Origin of the sequence: Deinococcus peraridilitoris DSM 19664, assembly GCF_000317835.1 — a bacterium.
In the GTDB taxonomy this organism is placed as follows: Bacteria; Deinococcota; Deinococci; order Deinococcales; family Deinococcaceae; genus Deinococcus_A; species Deinococcus_A peraridilitoris.
In genome coordinates, this window is sequence record NC_019793.1 from 1,528,115 (window position 1) to 1,542,052 (window position 13,938).

The following is a 13,938-nucleotide window of genomic DNA, read 5'->3' on the forward strand; positions in this document are numbered from 1 at the left end:
CGCCTTACTGCGAAGCGCTCGGCGCGAACTCACGGAGTTTCGTGACGGTGCCTGGGCCGACATCGTCGAGGGTGCGCAGTTCCTCATCTGTCGCGCGCGCGAGGGCTTGCTTCCCGACGAAGCCCGCTTCGATCAGGCTCTTGCGGGCGTTCGGGGTGAGTCCCTCGGGCAGGAGCGGACCGAGCGTCTGGAACTCCGCGAGTTGCCCTTCGAGGGTCCTCACCTTCTCGGCGTTGCCGTCACGTTGCTTTTGCGCCGCGTCCAGGCTGGCCTGCAAGGCGCGCAGGGCGGTGTCGCGTTCATCGAGCTGCCCTGCGAGAGTCTGCAGTTTGCCGTTCAGCTGCTGCACTTCACCGGTAGCGTTTTTCAGTTGCGTCTGAAGCTGCAGGGCTTTGCGTTCAGCCGCGCTGGCTTCCACTTTCGCTTCGGTCGCTTCGGGATTACGGGCCGCTTCGATCTGCTCGGCGTCCGCGACGAAGCCGTGCGTCAGGTAATGACGCACTTGTGCTTCGTCGACCTGCTGCTGATCGAAGGGCGTGCCGGGCTGCAGCCAGGCGCTGCCGGTCCAGAGGAGTTTCGTTACGACGAGTTTCTCTGGAATGGTGGGCGCGTCCGTGGCCGCTGGGTTGGGTTGAGTCATGGCCGTCCTTTTGGTTGAGGCGTGAGAGGGCGAAAGGTCGAAAAGCGCGTCAGCCGTTCGTGCCACCCGCGATGACCACGGCGGTCTTGTCGGACACCGCGCCACCGGCGACGTCGCTGACCTTCACGCTGAAGATGTGGTTGTCGAAGCTGCCCTGATCGAACTCAATGGTGTCCGCCACTTTCGTGAGGGTGCGCGGACCCGCTTCGTACCCGCGCAGCACGGCCAGTTCGAGTGGCGCGGCGTTGCGGTCCAGCGCGATCCAGTCCTTGCGGTTCGCGCCCGGGTAATCAGCGATGTCCATCTCCGTCAGGATCGCTTCCGGGTGCACGTCCGCGATCTGGTAGACGGGGTTGGCGGTGCCCGCCTGGAAACCCGTGGCGGACGGGTAGCCGACGTAGGCGATGGTGGGACTGCCGATCGCGGTGCGCGCGACGGGCGCGCTGGTGTTCGGTACGTAAATGTCCGTCACGAGACGGCTGATGTTGCGCTCGCCCACGCTCTGGTCGCCGAGGTACGACACGATCGCGTTGATGTTGCCGATGTCCGGACCGAGCGCACCGTTCGGTAAGGGCACGCGGGTGGCCATGCGGCGGATGGCGTCCACGATGATCCACGCGCGCGTGCGCGCCGCGGCCTGCCCGAGTTCGTACATGGCGTCCTGAAACTCACCGAGTTCATCGTTGAGGATCATCTCCCAGGTGAGGGTGAGGGCCAGTTCGTAGTTCGCGGCGCTGTACAGCTCGCCTTCCCCGACGAAGCCGGTGTACTGCACGTTGGTCGCTTCCGGACGCAGGCGCAGGAAACGGTCGAGCAGGTTGACACCCCCACGCGCCCGGACGGGTTTGAAGTTGTTCACCACCCGGCGGCGCGCGATGGCCATCAGGTCGCTGTTGAAGGCGGGCAGATTGTCGCGCCGCACGATGTCACGCGTGAGCGCCAGACCGTACGCGAAGTCGCTGCTGGTGAGCGTCTCGATCACGCGACGTTCGGCGCGCATGGCGTGCAGGTCACCCAGCAGGCCTTCCATGGTTTCCATGGTGCGTTCGTACGCCTGCGCGTCGGTGGTGCGCAGCTTGCGGCCCTCGTCGATCTTCTCGCCGAGCAGCTTGCCGTAGTAGCCCTCGTAGAAGCGTTTAATGCTCGCCAGGGCGATGGTCGTGGCCGTCAGGCGGTCCGGGTCGGTGTGGGCGGGAAGTTGGTTGCGGTACGCGGCTTCACGCATCGCGGCGCGCAGCTTGTGAAAGTTGCTCATGTCGCCTCCTGGCGGCAACGAAACACGGCCGAAGGGTGGCCGGAAAGAGGGCGGGTGAGGGTTACTGAGCGCCGTTGCTGCGCAGGCCGACGAAGTTGCCGAGCCTCCAGCCGATCCAGGTGTTCCCCGCCGCGACTTCCGAAGGCGCGCCGGCCGGCGTCAGGTACACCCGTCCGAAGTCCGCGATGGCGACGGGCAGCGCGCCCACGTCGATGGTCTGACCGATGCCGGGCAGGTTGACGCTCGCTTGCCCTTCACGCAGGCCCTGCGGGGCGGTGCCGGCCTTGAGCATGTCCGCCGTGACGCGTTCGGTTTCGAGGACGCCGTAGAGTCCTCCGCCGCCCAGGGCGACCGGACGGCCGTTGGTGGCGCCAGCGGGAACGGTGAGGGCGAGGGTGATGCCTCGCCCGTCCTGGCTGCGGTGCTTCATATTTTTCATGGCAGCTCCAAGGGAAAGGCCTCCACGCGTCGTGGAGGCCTTTCAGTGAGAAGGTGGCGTGACAGGCGAGGATTTACAGACCGAAATCGCGCGCGGCTTCCATCACCGGCGCGTACGGCTGCCCGGGCAGGGTATGACCGCCGTTGTTGCCCACTGGCAGGGCTGGACCGCGGTTGGCGGGGTTGGTGCGGTCGAGGTGCTCGAAGGCGCGCGGGGGAGCGGGACGGCCAGCGTCATCGCGTGAACCGACCAGGCCACGGCGTTCCTCGATCATGTCCGCCACGACCGTGCGGGCTTCCTGGTCGTTGTCGGCCGAGATGGCCGCCGCTTCGAGGCGTTCACGGAAACGCGCTTCGAAGTCGATCTCTCCCCGCGCGGGCACGGGACGCAGGTTCGCGCTTTCCAGTGCGGTGGAGACGATGTTCAGGCGTGCGGTGCGCACGCGTTCCTGGCGTTCGCTGCGCAGCTCGGAGGTGAGCTCGAGCACCTGGGACTCCAGGGATTCCTCGTCCGGCGTGCCCGCCCGAGGAGCCGGACGGCGCGTTTCGGTGGCGGGCGGCGCGTTCGGCTGCGGATTGCCGGCAGTGCCGGGCGTGCTCGGCGTCTGCGGGTTCGCCTGGGCCTGCGTGACCTGCTCGGCGATGGTTTCGAGCACGCCGTAATACTCCTGCGCGTGCTCTTTCTTGACCTGCTCCAGGGTTTTGCCGTGCTTGTCGCACAGCGCTTTCAGTAACGGGTGCATGTGGCCCTCCTTGTTGGGCGCTGAGGTGGACGGCGCGACGGGAAGCGGAGCGGACGGACCGGGGCGGGTGTCTTCCTGGGTGCTGGCACGCCCGCCGAGGTTGCTGGGATCAGAGACGTAATCGATGGTGGCGTACGTGAAGTCGTTCTGCACGACCGGAATCAGCATCTCCGGGTCGTAGAAGTTCGGATCGAGCAGCGCTGCCTTGACGTACTGGATGCTGGCGGTGCCGTTGGTGCTGATGCCGACCTTGACTTTCTGGCGCAGCAAGGCCTTGGCGTCCAGGCCCTTCTGCGTTTCGACGATCACGCCTTTGGCCACGACCACCCCGACGGTTTTCTGGCCACCCTGACCGTCGTCGATCGTGCGGTCTTCGATGTCGAGGGACTCCCACAGCGTGGCGATGTTCTCCAGGCGTCCCTTCATGGAGTCCCACCATTCCGGGTGCTCCATCAGGGCCCACAGGCCCCCTTCGGCGAGGTCAGGGGCCGCCGCGGCATTCGCGGCTTCGTACGCGCTGCGGGGGTAGTACCGGCCGTTGCGGTTGATCACGTCGCAGTACGCGACGTCCGCCGTGACGGTCGTGACGGTGACGCCGCCACGCTTTTCTTCCTTCAGGCGGGGTCTGGCCGCGATGAAGTTGGTTTCGTGCAGCGAGACGTCCTGGTACGTCTGCCCGGCCTGCACGCCCCCTTCGCGCTCCCCGAGGCGTTCGGGCGTGAGGACGTGCGCGGGAGGTTCGAGGGCCGCGCGAGTCACGCTCGGCGCGGCGTTCTCCCGCAGGGTGGTCGTGGCAGTGCCTGCGGCGATCCCAGCGGTGAGGACGGCAGTGAGGCAGGGTGAACGGTTCAAGTTTTTCGGCATGGCGCTCCTTCCAGTACGACCACTCACGAGGGGGTGGCGGTGGGGGCGGTGGTCGCTTGCCCTGTGCAATGACTCGCCGGGTGGCTTCGCGGTGGCAGGCGCTGACGCATCGGTAGTGCGGCCAATCGAGGTAGTTCGCCAGCTCTCCGATGCGGGGCCGACGCAGTCGCACGAGGTGCTTGTCGAGGAAGCTGTTTCCGAAGTGCCCGCCCGCAAGCGTCACCTCCACAGTTTCGTGCCTGCCCTTTCGCGCAGCACCTGCTTTCCGCCCGTGGCCTGCTCGCGCTTGGCGCGGCACTCGTGGCACTGACACGACTCGCCGTTCTCCTGCCGTGGGTGCACGGCATACGCGTAACAACGAATGGTGGTGTCACTCACCGGTTCGCGCAGGGGGAATGGTCGGGGTCGGTTCATTCAGGTCACCTCCTCCCGGTGTGACAGGCAGCTGTCTCGCTTGACCGAACGTGAGACCCACGGCGGCCATCCTTTCAGCCTCTCCAGCAGGGTCAAAGCCGAGCGAGCCCGCCAGGGTCTGCGGGCTCGCCCAGCCGCGCGCGTCGGCCGCGAGGGCCCGGCGGATGAGGGTGTCGAGTGTTTCTTCGGTGAGGGAAGGGAACTGCCATGAAATCTCCAGCAGGTCCGCGGGGACGCGCAAGCGCCGCCGGACGCGCGTGAGACCGTCCGCTTTGTAGGTCGTGCGGTAGACGGTGTAGAGGCGTTCCCTGCCGAAGCGGCGTTTGAGTTCCGTGCGGATCAGTCGGTCCAGGTACCCTCGTCCGGTGCCTTGCCGCCGAAGCGCCAGCCGCACTGCGGGCGTGCCCATCTCCCCGGCCGTGTTGCCTTGAATAGCGACCTTGCCGTTTCGCCGGGTGACGAACAGGCCAGACGGTACGCTGAAGCAAAACACCTTGCCGACGTAAGGCACCTGCTCCACATCGGCCGCGTTCAGACGGTGTTCGGGCTTGCCGAACTGCAAAAGCAGCCGAAAGACACGAGTGCGCCCACGCACATCAATGACTTTGGCGGAATGCCCGAGTTTCAAGGCAAGGCGTTGCACATCATCAATGAGTGTCGGTGACTTGCTGTAGTAGGCGCCGCTGATCCTGTTCGGGCGCTTGTCGCGCGTGCCATCGCCGTCCATCAGAGCAGCGAAGAGAATGGCGCTTTGCCTCAGGCAGAGATGATGAAGGAATTCCGGGAACTCCTTGTTTTCCGCCAGTCGCCGACAGTGCTCCAGCAGCCACAAGCACAGGCGCTTGTCGTTGCACTGCCAGCGCACCGTTCCTTGCGCGTCGGTGTACTCGCCCCATTTCAGGCTGGGAAGCCGAGCAAGACAGGCACGGATGCGCGCTGTGGAGTCGGGTTTCTTCTGGGCCAAGCTGATGTGATAGCGCTGGTTGTAGACGTTGGCGCAGCCTTCGCTCAAGAAGTACCCGAGGAATTCAATGAAGGCGTCGGCGGGTAAGTCGAGTTCGGGGTAGACATGCTTACCGTTGCCATGCGTCTGGGCGGGCAGAGTCCAGTGCGTCAATTCATCGCCATCACTGGTAAGGTGATGCGAAAAGTACCAGTTGTTTACCGCGATGTCTTGGGATTTGACGATTTCATATGTGCGCTGCGTCTTGTCGTTGCGGTCACGCTTGACCCACATGCGGTGGTCGGGTGTGACGAGAATGTCCAGATGCGCGTTGTGAAAGTGATACATGGGGCCACGGTAGTCATATTGGTAAAGTGGACCGGCCTTCACCCACTCCACGACCGCGCTGTCCGGATTGAACTGCGCGATGAGGGTGTCAGGCGTGATCTGCTCGTACGTTCGCCAGCCTTCGACAGTCAGGGTTTCCGTATCGGCGGAGTAGCAGGCACGGTTGACGTTGCCGCCTTCTCCCAGCCAGTGTTCAGGCAGCCCGCCCATCGCGAGACCCACCAAGCGCAAGAAGGCGCGCTGGTCGGTGCTGGCGTCGCTGGCGCCACTGGCGGGCTTCGGGAAGTCGAGCTCTTCGCTGAAGCCGTCGTAGCGGTTGCCGTTCTGGTCGGTGTAACCGGGCTTCACGACGAGCGGCACGATGCCACCTTGCGCTGGAAGCTGACGGAACGCGCCGGTCTTCATGCGCCACTGGTGCACGCCACCGTCCGGCGTGCCGTTCGCGTCAGTACCCGCGGGATTCAGGGCGGCTTTGTACACGCCGAGCACCCGGCTTTGCAGGCCGTGCACGTTCAGGCGGTGGTTGAGCAGCCCGATGTACGCGAGTGCGGGATCCACGGCGCCCATCGCGACGGGCCAGCCGCGCGGGTCGTTCCAGAGCGCGTCATTCGCGGTCCAGGTGAAGCGGCCCAGCGGGTAGGGTTCCTCCACGCCGGGACCGGTGCTGACGTGAATGCCTTGCACCATGTCACTCGCGACGGTGCCGAAGGCGGTGCTGGACTCCAGCCGGAAGGTGCGATCCACGTCCAGGAACGCCACCCGAGACGGCAGATCCGGACCGGCGTCCTGCTCCGGGAAGAGCGTGGCATTCTCGCCATCGAGGAGGTACTCGATCAGCCAGCGCTCACCGAAGAGTTCCCCGAGGCTGTTCGCCTGCCAGAATTCCTCCAGGGCCAGCGCGGCAGTTTTGTCGTCGGGATCGGCGTAACTGAACGCGTCACCGCTCAGGAAGGCCGCGATGATCTGCACGGCGCCCCGGAAGAGGGCGTTCTGGAAGTACGCGGCGCGGCAGCGGCGACGTTCGAGTTCGCGGATCAGGCCGTACTGTCCCACCGGGAGGGCCTGACCGTTGGCGCCCGCGTACGTCCAGCCGTTGCGCACGGCCGGGTCGTTCACGCCTTCACCCCAGGCGTCCCGCACGCCAGGGTACGCCAGCTGGAGGTCCGCGCCACGCAGGGTGGCGGGCGAAGTGGCGTCCTGCGTGCGGCTTTCGCTGGTGATGGGCGTGCCGTCCGGTCCGAGGATGAGGCTCAAACGTCACCTCCTTTCATGGGTAAGCACTGAAGTCCGGCACGGTGAGTTGCGCGGCGGCAACGGCGGCAACGTCGACGGGAACGCGGAGCGGGCGGGTGCGCTGCAGCGCCTGGGTGGTCTGGTCCACCTGGTCGTCCTGCGAGCCGTTGGGAAACAAGTCCCACTCCGGCAAGTAGTCGTTCAGCACCCAGGGAGCGAGCGTGGGGTGCGGGAGGTAGACATTCCCGGCTTCGATCACGGGGGATTCGGCGTGCACCCGTGACTCCTTGCTGCCTTCGGGTTCCCAGGCGATCAGGCCAGGAATGGTGGTGTGCAGTTCGTCGATGATGGCCGGGCCGTTGGCCTTGTCCTCCACCAGGTGCTCCTGAATGTCGGCATGGCGGGCGGTGAAGGTGAGCATCTGGCGTTTGGTTTCCACGAATCCCCACTGCCCGCGCACCTGATCGAGGAGGAAGCGGTCGGCGCCGCGTGCACCCCACGCTCCTCCCGACACGTAGTTGCTTTGCGCTGTGCCTTTGAAGGTCATGTCCCAGCTGGTGAGCTTGCGGTCGAACTGCTCGGGCGTGGCGATCACGACGGCTTCCACCTCGCTGCCGTCCGGCAGCCTCACCCGCACTGGGGGTAACTGGTCGAGCAGCGCGGCAGGCGCGTGGTACCGCCACCAGTGGCGCTTCACGATGCCCCCGCCCAGCGGCACCGGGCGTTGTTGGAGTTGCCCGGCGGTGCCGTACGTGCCGAGGTCGTGTTCGGCTTCACGCACGGCCTGCTCGTCACGGTACTCGGGGAACAGCAGCTCGCCCCGCTCGGTGCGCGGGTCCTGCCAGAGTGGCGTCACGCAGCGGTGCTCGGGCTCGAAGCGTTCAGGCAGCCGCAGCACGGTCCAGCCACCCTTGCTTTCCAGGTGACCGGAGAGGTCCTCGGCGTGCAGGCGCTGCATGGTGAGCACCTGCGCGAAGGTGTTGGGGTCGCTGCCACGACGGCTGAGGCTCTGGTCGTACGTGTTGTTGATGGTACGGCGGTGCGGCGGACTATGAATCTCAGCGGCGTTGTTGGGGTCGTCCATCAGCAGGATGCCGGCGCGCGCACCCGTCGCGCTGGTGATGGGCCGCACGGCCCGGCGTCCCCGTGCGGTGGTGTCGTACTCGCCTTTCGCGTTCTGGTCGCGGGTGAGGCGGACCTTGTCGCCGTACCGCTCGACGTACTCACTACTGGTCACGACGCGGCGCATGTTCATGCTGTCGCGCATACTGAGCGACTCGGTGTAGGACACCGCCAGGAAACGCTCACCAGGGTTGACTTCCGCCCACACCCACGCCGGAAAGAAGACGTTGGTGAGGCTGCTTTTCATGGTGCCGGGCGGCACGTTGATGATCAGCTTCCTGATCTCCCGGCGGGCGACGGCTTCGAGGTGCAGGCACATCGCGTCGAGCGCCCAGCCCCACTTGAGAGGCGTGGCCGGCTCCAGCACCGACCAGAACTGACGCACGAACTCCTGGAGGGTGAGCGGCACGACTTCCGGCGTGACGGGCACTTCCGGTTCCGGGAGCAGCACGCCACGCTCACGCAGTTCCGCTTCGAGAATGGCTTCGAAGAGCATGTCCTCGGTCAGCCACTCGGGCAACTGGGGCTCTCGCACTCGGGCGCGCGTCACGTCTGCTCACGTACTTTCTTGAGCAGCACCAGCAGTTCGTCGGCACTGAGGTTCTTCAGGTCGCTGGGCTTCTTGAGGCTCTCCGAGGCGCGCAGCACCACCGTGCTTTCCTCCAGGCCACGCGCCTTGAGTTCGATTTCCACGCCGTACTTGCCGAAACGCGCGATGTCCACCGCTTCGAGCTTTTGCGGGTCGAGGTGCGAGAGGCCGCGCACGGCGACCGTCTGGAAGGCCTGGCCGATCTTGGCGACGCGGTCACGCACCTGCACCGCCACATCCTTCTGAATGGCGCGCAGTTCGGTGTCAACCTGGTGGCGGAATTCTTCACGCAGCTTTGACCAGTTTTCCTCGCTGGAGCGGCGTTTCAGGCTGTCAATGCCCGGCGCACCCTTTTCTACACTGAGCTCTTCGAGGGTCTGATTGCCTGTGTAGTATTTGCGCCGCCATTCTGTCCAGTCGTACTTGGGCCTGGGTCCACGGCCACGCCGCTTGGGAAGGTCGTTGTTGTCGGTGGTCGGCATGGCTGGTCACCTCCTTACGGCATGAAAAAACCCCGCGCAGTGGCGGGGTGGGTCATTAAAATCCTAGGCGAGTCCTGCTCGATAGCCTTTCGAGGCGAGTTGCTGTTCGTACCAGTCCATCGCCGCCCGGATTTTGACTGCTTCGGAATTCGAAAATGTAAAGACTGTTCCGTACCCCAGAGGGAGTTGCCGATCGTCAAAGGTGACTCTGGTGTTTTTGTGATCAGTCTGCGCCATCGCTTTATTGATTTGCTCCACCACGTGAGGGGGCACCTGGGGTCGGACAAAAAGTTCTTCCATGCCTCAGCGTAACAAGCGTTTCTGAATGTGCCCGGGCAATTTCGCGCATCACCAGGGGTGGGACGAAGCCAGAGGGCGTGTCAGGGAGCTGGGATCTCAAGGATGATCTCAAGCGGATGCTGGACGTTTTGACTGACGAGACGAGCAGGAAAGGTCGCGCCGTTCACTGTGACGAAGGGCTCGGGGGCAAAGCCTTGACTCGGGGCGCTGCCGTTATCGAATACCGCTTCGATGAGCACTTTAATGTCCGGGTGGTTTGATTCTATGACCGTACCCTGCATCGGACTGATGACGCGACCATTGTCGATGCGGACGGTAATGCGGTAAGGGTTCATGCGGTGAGTGTAATTCAGGCCATCAGTCCTGCTTGCCTAACTTGAGCGTGTTCCCTCGAGCGTTGCAACGTGGCCGGTGTATTCTTCCCAGCGCTTGACGATGACGTCGCAGTACTTCGGGTCGAGTTCCAGCAGGTGGGCGATGCGGCCGGTCTTCTCGGCGGCGATGAGAGTAGTGCCGCTACCGCCGAAGGAGTCGAGGACGCGCTCACCGCGGCGGCTGCTGTTGAGGATCATGCGCTCGACCAGCCGCACCGGTTTCATGGTGGGGTGGTCTTCGTTGCGTAGGGGTTTGGCCTCGTAGATCACGCTGCTGGGCGTGGCGTCCCGCCGGGCTTCGAGCAAGGCGATGAGTTCGTCCTTGCTGAGCTTTTGCAGGTTGGGGTTGTCGTCGATCACGGTGGACTGGGTGAAGTCCCCGCAGAAGTAATGCCCGGCGCCGGCTTTCCAGCCATAGAGGATGGGTTCGTGTTGCCAGTTGTAGTCCTGACGGCTGAGCACGAAGTGGTTCTTGACCCAGATCAGGGTCTGTTTGTACAGCCAGCCGGCGCCCAGCATGGCGGCTCGGAAGGTGCTGGCTTCGCTTTCGGCGTGCGCGATGTAGATGCACGCGCCGGGTTTGGCGACGCTGGCGGCTGCGGTGAAGGCCTCAAGCAGGAACACCTGGAACTGCGCGGCGGGCATGTGGTCGTTGAGGATGGTGAGGTGCTCGTCGGTGCCGCCTTCGTAGTTGACGTTGTAGGGCGGGTCGGTCCAGATCAGGTCCGCCTGGTGTCCGTCCATGACGCGCTCGAGGTCCTGGCTTTTGGTGCTGTCACCGCAGAGGAGGCGGTGGCGGCCGAGCACCCACAGGTCGCCAGTTTTGGTGGTGAGCGTGCCGGGCACCTCGGGCACGGCGTCATCCTCAGTGAGGCCGGCGGTAGTGGCCGCGGCACCGAGGCTGACGAGGAGCTCGCCCAGGTCGTCGGTATCGTAGCCGGTACCGCTCAGGCCACCGTCGTCTCCAGCGAGGTCTTGCAGGATCTGAGCGAGCATCTCTTCGTTTCGCTCGGCCAGTTCGGCCGTGCGGTTGTCAGCCAGCAAGATGCGGATGGCCTGCGCGTCGGTCACATCCACCCAAATTACGGGAATGTGGGTGGCGCCCTGCCGCCTGGCCGCCTGATGCCGGTGATGTCCGACGAGGATGCAGCCCGTCGAGCGCTGCGCGATGATTGCGCCGTAGAAGCCGTTCGCCTTGATACTTTCGGCAATAGCGTCCACGTCGCCCAAGTTGGGGTTGCGGGGGTGTGGTTGGAGCTGTTCGGGCCGGACGAGGGCGTGCTCCTGGTTGATGATGCGCATGCCACCTCCCGAACTACTGTTCTGTGATGCGCCTTGCGAGTTCGTTATGATGACGTGGTGTCCACCAAGGTGGACACCGCAGTTCGCCGGGGACGCATCTCCACAACGATGTCATCACCGACGATGCGGCGGCGGTATTGCATGTCGGTGCGCTCAACGCCCGCTTCGATCTGCTCGGCCTGCTGCAGGCGGTAGTGGTTGAGTTCGAGGGCGGTGCGCGCAAGGGCGTGTTCCATGCAGGGCACGGTGGTGGTCTTGACGTGTTGCCACTTCTCTGATTTCGGCATAGCACTCCAAAGAAGAAGCGCCCGTGGGGGCGCTGAAGTTTCGGTGCAGTTGTGGACTCTAGGAAAATTCTGCCGACTTTTGCGTGAATGCTGTCAAGCGGTGAACGTGCGGCGTGCGTTGCTCATCTCCGCGTCCTGTTCGCCAAGCTCATGCGTGAGGAACACGCCTTCCCCTTCGGTTCGCCAACTGCATCGCGTGCCATTGCTACCTCAACGGAACAGGTACACCGCGCAGTAAGTGGGGTCGAGACTGTTGGCCAGCCCTTGGTGGTCGTGGCTGAGCGAACATTCGGTCGCTGGCCCCGCAGGAGTCCGTTAGAGGGGCGCCACAGCTTCCACTTCAAGCTCTTGCGCTCCAATCAGGATGGCACGGTCGGGCACCGGATCCTCATAGGACGCTAACATCCTTGCATGGCTTCACCCGCCCGGCAGGCCCCTACCATCTTCAGCGATGAGCTCCACACGGTCGCGCGGGCCCTCAGTCCCATCCAGCCTCAGCGCGAAATATCAGAGATCATTTTGCGGCCAGCCATCAGCAGCCTCGGCGCCATCGCGGGCGCGGTACTGCTGATCAACGCGGCGCAGGACAAACTGGAACTCATTGCCCGGCAAGGCTATGAACAGCAGCATAAGACCATCTGGCAGGACGGGCCGCTCGACCGGCACATCCCTGCCATTCACGCCATCCAAGGTCAGGAAGCCTTGTTCTTCGAAGACTCAGAGACGCTCAAAGCAGAGTACCCGCAGCTGGAACAGGAAACCGGCGCCTTCAGTCCTCTGGGGTGTGCGGTGCTGCCCATCGTGCTGGACGGACAGGCGCTGGGCGTGTTGGTGCTCGACTTCCGCGAGCCGCACCAATTCTCAGGGGCGGAGCAGCAGTTCCTGAAGACGCTGGCGGTGCAGTGTGCCGTGGCGCTGGACCGCAGCACGCAGCATGCCCGGAAGCTGCTCGAACACCAGCAGCTCGTCCGCATCCTGGAAAGCATCAGTGACGCGTTCTACGCAGTGGATCACGAGTGGCGCTTCACGTACGTCAACCAAGAAGCCGAGCGGCTGTGGAACCGACGCCGCGAGGACCTGCTCGGCAAAGTGTACTGGGAAGAATTTCCGCAAGCGGTCGGGAGTGAAGCGTACCTCGCGCACCTTGAAGCGGCACGGGAACGGCGGGTGGTGCGCGTCGAGACCCGCTCACCGATCCTGCACGTCTGGGAGGAGGTGGTCATTCACCCCACTCCGGACGGCTTGTCCGTGTACTTCAAGGACATCTCTGAACGCAAAACACTCGAAGCCAATAACCATGACCTCACCCGCGTGTTGGAACGGAAAGTCGCAGAGCGAACGCGGGACCTGCATGACCTGAACGCTGAACTGCGCGCCTACGCGATTGGTGTCGCGCGTGACTTGAGTGAACCGATGCGCCGCGTGGACGCCTTCATGGGGTTGCTGGAGCGACGTTTGAGCGCCTCGGTGGACGAGCGGGTCGGTACCTTGTTCGCTCAACTGCGGGAAGAAGCGAAGCACGTGCAGCGCCGGATGAATGAGCTTCGACTGCTGGCGGTACTGGAACGCCGGGAACTCATCGAAGAACCCGTCGCGCTTGATCAGCTGGTCGTGCAGGTGCGGAGTGATCTGGAGCCGCTGCTGAAAGGCAGGAAAGTGAAGTGGGTGCTGGGCACGCTGCCGTACGTGGTGGGGGACCCGATGATGCTGCGGCAGGTGTTCGGTGAGCTGCTCGCGGTGTCGCTGGACGCCACGAAAGACACGTCTGGCGCAGTAATTGAGGTGGAGGGCGAGATGCGTGAAGGCAAGGCCGTGGTGAGCGTGCGGCACAACGGCCTCTCCCTGAGTGAAGAGGAAGCGCAGCGGTACTTCGAGGTGTTCCACGTGCCCAGCTCGCTGTTAGGGGCGAGCGAACGGATTGGCTTGGCGAACACCCGGAGAATCGTGCAACGGCATGGCGGGCACGTCTGGGCGGAAGCAGCGCCGACTGGTGAGGCTGGAGCCCTCTTGTTCGTGGAGTTCCCGGACCGCCTGACTGAACGCAACAAATAGGCGTTCGTATTGATCGGCGGGTGGCAGTGCAGAACCTGCCATTTGCTCGGTCGCTCTTATACTGGCAGCAACCATGATAGACCCGACTGACGCCAAGCTCTACGATGTCCTGCTGGTTGACGACAGCATCTCAGACGCCGAGTTGCTGCAAGAACTGATGGCACGCATCCTCCCGGACGTCCGTTTACGGGTCGAGCACGACAGCTTGCAGGTGCTCCAGGACCTTCAGCGAGAAGCGCGGCTTTCGGATGGTTTCAGGCCGGATTTGCTGCTGATGGATTTACATATGCCGCGTAAGAGTGGCTTTGAGGTGCTGAGGAAACTCCGGAGTGACGCTGCATTCAAGTCGATTCCGATGCTGGTGCTGTCGGATTCCGCTCGACCTGAGGAGATCGGGTTGGCTTATGATTTGGGGGCGAACGCGTACCTGATGAAGCCGACTGATATCCAGGGGTACGTGGAGTTGCTGCAGTCGGTCGATCAGAATTGGTTTCGGTTTTCCAAGCTTTCAAGGTAGGGTGCTCGTGCCGCCAGGCAATCCGATATGATGTG

13 protein-coding genes are annotated in these 13,938 nt (G+C 64.0%); 2 read left to right on the forward strand and 11 right to left on the reverse strand.

Annotated features, from left to right (window positions below):
* Window positions 1–4: 4 nt before the first annotated feature.
* The 11 genes from DEIPE_RS07495 to DEIPE_RS07545 all read right to left on the reverse strand — a co-directional run bounded on the left by DEIPE_RS07495 (window position 5) and on the right by DEIPE_RS07545 (window position 11,334).
* A complete protein-coding gene (locus DEIPE_RS07495) occupies window positions 5–640 on the reverse strand; it encodes a hypothetical protein (protein ID WP_015235385.1) in 636 nt (211 codons plus the stop codon).
* Window positions 641–689: 49 nt separating this feature from the next.
* Window positions 690–1,895 carry a phage major capsid protein gene (locus tag DEIPE_RS07500; protein WP_015235386.1) on the reverse strand — a complete coding sequence of 402 codons (1,206 nt, stop codon included), beginning with the start codon at window positions 1,893–1,895 and terminating at the stop codon, window positions 690–692.
* A gap of 61 nt (window positions 1,896–1,956) precedes the next feature.
* Window positions 1,957–2,334 carry a hypothetical protein gene (locus DEIPE_RS07505; RefSeq protein WP_015235387.1) on the reverse strand — a complete coding sequence of 126 codons (378 nt, stop codon included), beginning with the start codon at window positions 2,332–2,334 and terminating at the stop codon, window positions 1,957–1,959.
* Between the two features lie 73 nt (window positions 2,335–2,407).
* Entirely contained in the window at window positions 2,408–3,940 is a 1,533-nt protein-coding gene (locus tag DEIPE_RS07510) for a hypothetical protein (RefSeq protein ID WP_015235388.1), read from the reverse strand.
* Window positions 3,941–4,310: 370 nt separating this feature from the next.
* Window positions 4,311–6,899, reverse strand: a complete 2,589-nt coding sequence (locus DEIPE_RS07515) for an LAGLIDADG family homing endonuclease (RefSeq protein WP_015235390.1) — start codon at window positions 6,897–6,899, stop codon at window positions 4,311–4,313.
* Between the two features lie 13 nt (window positions 6,900–6,912).
* The gene (gene terL / locus DEIPE_RS07520) at window positions 6,913–8,550 is read right to left on the reverse strand and encodes a phage terminase large subunit (protein WP_015235391.1); all 1,638 of its coding nucleotides are present in this window, start codon (window positions 8,548–8,550) and stop codon (window positions 6,913–6,915) included.
* Window positions 8,547–9,071: a hypothetical protein gene (locus tag DEIPE_RS07525; RefSeq protein WP_015235392.1), complete on the reverse strand. Its 525-nt coding sequence runs from the start codon at window positions 9,069–9,071 to the stop codon at window positions 8,547–8,549. Before DEIPE_RS07525 ends, terL begins: the two co-directional genes overlap by 4 nt.
* Before the next feature lie 63 nt (window positions 9,072–9,134).
* The gene (locus tag DEIPE_RS07530; protein ID WP_015235393.1) at window positions 9,135–9,371 is read right to left on the reverse strand and encodes a hypothetical protein; all 237 of its coding nucleotides are present in this window, start codon (window positions 9,369–9,371) and stop codon (window positions 9,135–9,137) included.
* An 80-nt stretch (window positions 9,372–9,451) separates the two neighbouring features.
* Complete coding sequence (locus DEIPE_RS07535; protein ID WP_015235394.1) at window positions 9,452–9,706, reverse strand: hypothetical protein; 255 nt, start codon at window positions 9,704–9,706, stop codon at window positions 9,452–9,454.
* Between the two features lie 36 nt (window positions 9,707–9,742).
* Window positions 9,743–11,047, reverse strand: coding sequence for a DNA modification methylase (locus DEIPE_RS07540; RefSeq protein ID WP_015235395.1), 1,305 nt, complete (start codon window positions 11,045–11,047; stop codon window positions 9,743–9,745).
* Window positions 11,048–11,091: 44 nt separating this feature from the next.
* Window positions 11,092–11,334: a hypothetical protein gene (locus DEIPE_RS07545; RefSeq protein ID WP_015235396.1), complete on the reverse strand. Its 243-nt coding sequence runs from the start codon at window positions 11,332–11,334 to the stop codon at window positions 11,092–11,094.
* Window positions 11,335–11,745: 411 nt separating this feature from the next.
* Between DEIPE_RS07545 and DEIPE_RS22085 the strand changes: the two genes are divergently transcribed.
* Window positions 11,746–13,386: a GAF domain-containing protein gene (locus tag DEIPE_RS22085; RefSeq protein WP_015235397.1), complete on the forward strand. Its 1,641-nt coding sequence runs from the start codon at window positions 11,746–11,748 to the stop codon at window positions 13,384–13,386.
* 73 nt (window positions 13,387–13,459) lie between these two features.
* Window positions 13,460–13,903 (forward strand): response regulator, encoded by a 444-nt coding sequence (locus tag DEIPE_RS07555; protein ID WP_015235398.1) that lies wholly within the window; start codon window positions 13,460–13,462, stop codon window positions 13,901–13,903.
* The last annotated feature ends 35 nt before the right edge of the window (window positions 13,904–13,938 follow it).